Annotated in this window: 2 protein-coding genes; one reads left to right on the forward strand and one right to left on the reverse strand. The window is 64.1% G+C overall.

Annotated elements, in window-relative coordinates; translation table 11 throughout:
- Positions 1-18 precede the first annotated feature (18 nt).
- Complete coding sequence (gene pvdM / locus ACI512_RS15560; protein ID WP_405121867.1) at positions 19-1,368, reverse strand: pyoverdine-tailoring dipeptidase-like protein PvdM; 1,350 nt, start codon at positions 1,366-1,368, stop codon at positions 19-21.
- 142 nt (positions 1,369-1,510) lie between these two features.
- Here pvdM and ACI512_RS15565 point away from each other — a divergent pair, with 142 nt between their 5' ends.
- Complete coding sequence (locus ACI512_RS15565) at positions 1,511-3,136, forward strand: PvdJ/PvdD/PvdP-like protein (RefSeq protein ID WP_236380537.1); 1,626 nt, start codon at positions 1,511-1,513, stop codon at positions 3,134-3,136.
- Positions 3,137-3,607 lie beyond the last annotated feature (471 nt).

The raw sequence follows: 3,607 nt of genomic DNA on the forward strand, positions 1-3,607 counted from the left end.
GGACGGGCTTCTAGATGATTAGCGGTTGGCCAAGGGCTTGGCGGCTTTTTGTACCTGGTCCCACACCCGCAGGAAGTTGCCTCCCCACAGCTTGGCGATGTCGGCTTCGGAGTAGCCGCGCTGGATCAGTTCGGCGGTGACGTTGCGTATTTCGCCGACGTTGTTCCAGCCCTCGACGCCGCCGCCGTCATTGAAGTCCGACGCCAGGCCGACATGGTCGATGCCGATCTTGCGCACGGTGTAGTCGATGGCATCCCCCAGGTCCTTGAGGGTGGCCTTGGGTTCCTCATCGAGGATGGCGTACAGCGCGCTGGCGTACTCGCCGAACTTGTGTTCGGGCCAGGCGGCGATGATTGCGTCGCCCGGCATCAGCGCCATGGCCAGGTTGGGCAGGGGGGGCAGGTCAAAGCGGGCGCGCAGGGCGTTGAGCTTGTCTTGGGTCGGCTGGCTCAGTGGGCGCAGGTAGGCGGAGAACCCCACGATCTGTACCACGCCACCGCTGTGCTTGATCAGTTGCAGCTCTTTGTCGCTCAGGTTGCGCGGGATATCCACTGCCGCGCGCGGTGCCGAGTGCGACGCCACCATCGGCGTACGACTCAATTGCGCCACTTGCTCCAGGGCTTTGGTCGACATCTGCGACACATCGATGATGACCCCCAGGTCATTGAGGCGGTGCACCGCTTGCTTGCCGATCTCCGACAAACCGTCGAGGGCGTCGGTGGAGTCATTGAAAAACGGCAGCGGGCGCGACGAGTCCGACCAGGCGTTATTGCCCACATAGCTGAAGCCGAACATGCGCATGCCGCGTGCCGCCCACAGGTCCAACTGGTTCAGGTCGTTGCCCAGCGGGTAGGCGTTGAGCATGCTGATGAAAATCGCGAATTTGCCCTCGCCATGCAGGCGCCGGAAATCATCCGGGGTGTAGGCGATGCCGACTTGGTTGGGGTAGTCGCGCACCATGCCGCTGATAATCGTGTAGCGCACTTCCTGTTCGTGGCGCGCGGCTTCGACAAAACCGTCGGTGGGCTTGTGCGGCGCGTTGGGGCCGTTCCAGATTTCCGGCCAGCCGAAAATCGTCAGGGCTGCACCGGACAGGCGCCCGCGTGCCGCCTTGGCCAGGTCGAACTGGCCCTCACCGTCCTTGTCGGCCTCGTTGCCGGCGGTGCCGAAATCCACCGGCACGGTGATGTGGCTGTCGAACGACAGCAGCCGATCCTGCATTTCATTGGCCTGCTTGATCACCTCCAGCGGGTAACCGGCATTGCCCTTGAACCAGTGATCCCAGACCAGGAAACCGGCCCCGGCACCGATGGCCAGTGCCAGCGGCAAGCCGATATACAGCGCCTTTTTCGAACGTGGTTTTGTCATTGCCATCTCAGTCAGTTGAGGCCTTCGCTATCAGGGAAGAACGAGTGATGGGCGGGGAAATTTAGGCGGGCAGGGCGCGGCGGTAAATTTCCCCGGCGTGCAAACGTTCTAGCTCTGATAAAGCCGTTTCCTAAGGTAGACAATGACCATCTCTCGACGTGGGTTCATCGCAGGCCTGGCACTGACAGGCGCCGCTGTGCCGGCAGCCTTCTATGCCCATCGCGAGTTGACGCGCGAAGAAGAATTCCCCATCACCCCCGGCGAAGCCACCGTGGACCTGGCCGACACCGCCGGCCAGCACCTGGCGAACACGCTGCGCGGGGTCTGGGACCTGCGCCTGGAAGGCCGCGATGCCGGCCTCAAGGGCCTGCCGTTGCAAGGCCTGGCGCTGTTGCTCGACATCGCCCCCCGTGGGCGTGGCCTGCGCGGCTACCTGGACACCGCCGCCAACCTGCGCGCCGAAGGCGAACCGCGTTACCGCGTGCTCGGTGATCTGCTGACCGGGGAGAGCGCCGTGCTGTACTGGCGGTTGATCGACCGGGACTCGGCCGATGGCACGCCGGCCTATGAATTCAAGATGACCCTCGACGAAGTCTGGGCCGACTTCGGCAACGCCGGCAGTGGCACCCTCAGCGGGCAGATCCTCGACCTCGACCGCCCGTTGGCGCTCGTTGAGCGCGACAACCGTTTCATCGCCCATAAACAGTGGTTCCCCGAAGCCCGCCAGCGTATCGGCCTCAACCCGACCTTGCTGGCCTGGCTGATTTCCCCCGAACACCGCCTGTTCCACCAGCTGTGGCACGCCAGTCGTGACCAGTGGCACAAACTCTCCGAAGAAAAACGCGACGCCCTGCGCGGCATCGGCTGGCAGCCCGGCCCGCGTGGCCAGGAGCGCGACGCACGGGGCAGGCGCAAGGACCGTAACGGCTCGGGGATCGACTTCTTCTTCATGCACCGGCACATGCTCGGCACCGCGCGCTCAATGCAGGAACTGCCCTCATGGCCGCAGTTCCCCGAGCCGCAACCGGTCCTGGAGCGTGATCGCCTGGCCTTTCTGCGCTATTTCGACAACCACGATGGCTTCGCGCTGCCACCGACCTGGTCGGCGCCGGACGACGGCGACTACACCCAGTGGGTCAGCGACATCAAGAGCGCCGAGACCTACCACAGCAACTTCCAGGTCTGGGAGTCCCAATACCGCGACCCGCGCTACCTGGCCAAATTCACCCTGGGGCAGTTGGGCTCCGAGATGGAACTGGGCCTGCACGACTGGCTGCACATGCGCTGGGCCTCAGTGCCGCGCGACCCGTCGAACGGCGCGCCCGTGCCCTTCGCCCGCGACCCCTCCGACTTCGCCCCGCGCTGGTACGCGGCGGAAAACGACTTCCTCGGCGACCCGTTTTCCTCGCACGTCAACCCGGTGTTCTGGCACTTCCACGGCTGGATCGATGACCGTATCGAAGACTGGTTCCGCGCCCATGAACGCTTCAATCCAGGCGAAGTCAGGCGCATGGAGGTCAACGGCGTAGCCTGGTTCGCACCGGGCCGCTGGGTGGAAGTCGGCGACCCTTGGCTCGGCCCGGACACCCATGGCTGCAGCACCACGCCGGGCCTGCAGATGGGCCGGTCGATGGAGATGGACCCGGAGACCATGAAGCTCGCGCTGCGCATTACCTTCGGTGAAGACGAAAACCTATTACAGGGCCTGTTCAAGCGCGTGCCAAGACGACCGTGGTACGCCCGCCACCTCAAACTGCCCTCCGCCTGAATCTGTGGTGGGCAGGCTTGCTGTGGTGGGCAGGCTTGTTGTGATGGGCGGGCTTGCTGTAGTGAGCGGGCTTTTTGTGGTGAGCGGGCTTGCCCCGCGCTGGGCTGCGAAGCAGCCCTAATCCGGCCAACTCGTTTTACCTGAAAGAACGCGGTGGCTGTGTTGGGGCCGCTTCGCAGCCCAGCGCGGGGCAAGCCCGCTCACCACAACAAGCCCGATCACCACAAGGGCCCGCCAGCCACAGGCGTAAGGTGTTTTCATTGAGATTGAACCAACCCTGATCTCTCTTGTCCCCGCTTACCATGTCACCCCCCGCCTGCCAAATCCCTTAATTTTCCAAGCCTGCCGGAAGCCTCTCCAGGCCCCCGGCTGCGCCCGCTTTTTTTGGATGCGCGGCGCCCAGCACCCGATTTACGCGGCAGCTGAAAACGGACTTTCTCCTCAACCGTGACTTACCAGGCAGGTTACCCC

Source organism: Pseudomonas petroselini, from assembly GCF_045037875.1.
Taxonomy (GTDB): Bacteria; Pseudomonadota; Gammaproteobacteria; order Pseudomonadales; family Pseudomonadaceae; genus Aquipseudomonas; species Aquipseudomonas petroselini.

Coding starts and splice junctions, on each gene's coding strand:
- pvdM (WP_405121867.1), bottom strand. CDS start 1,368: ATGACAAAACCACGTTCGAAAAAGGCGCTGTATATCGGCTTGCCGCTG.
- ACI512_RS15565 (WP_236380537.1), top strand. CDS start 1,511: ATGACCATCTCTCGACGTGGGTTCATCGCAGGCCTGGCACTGACAGGC.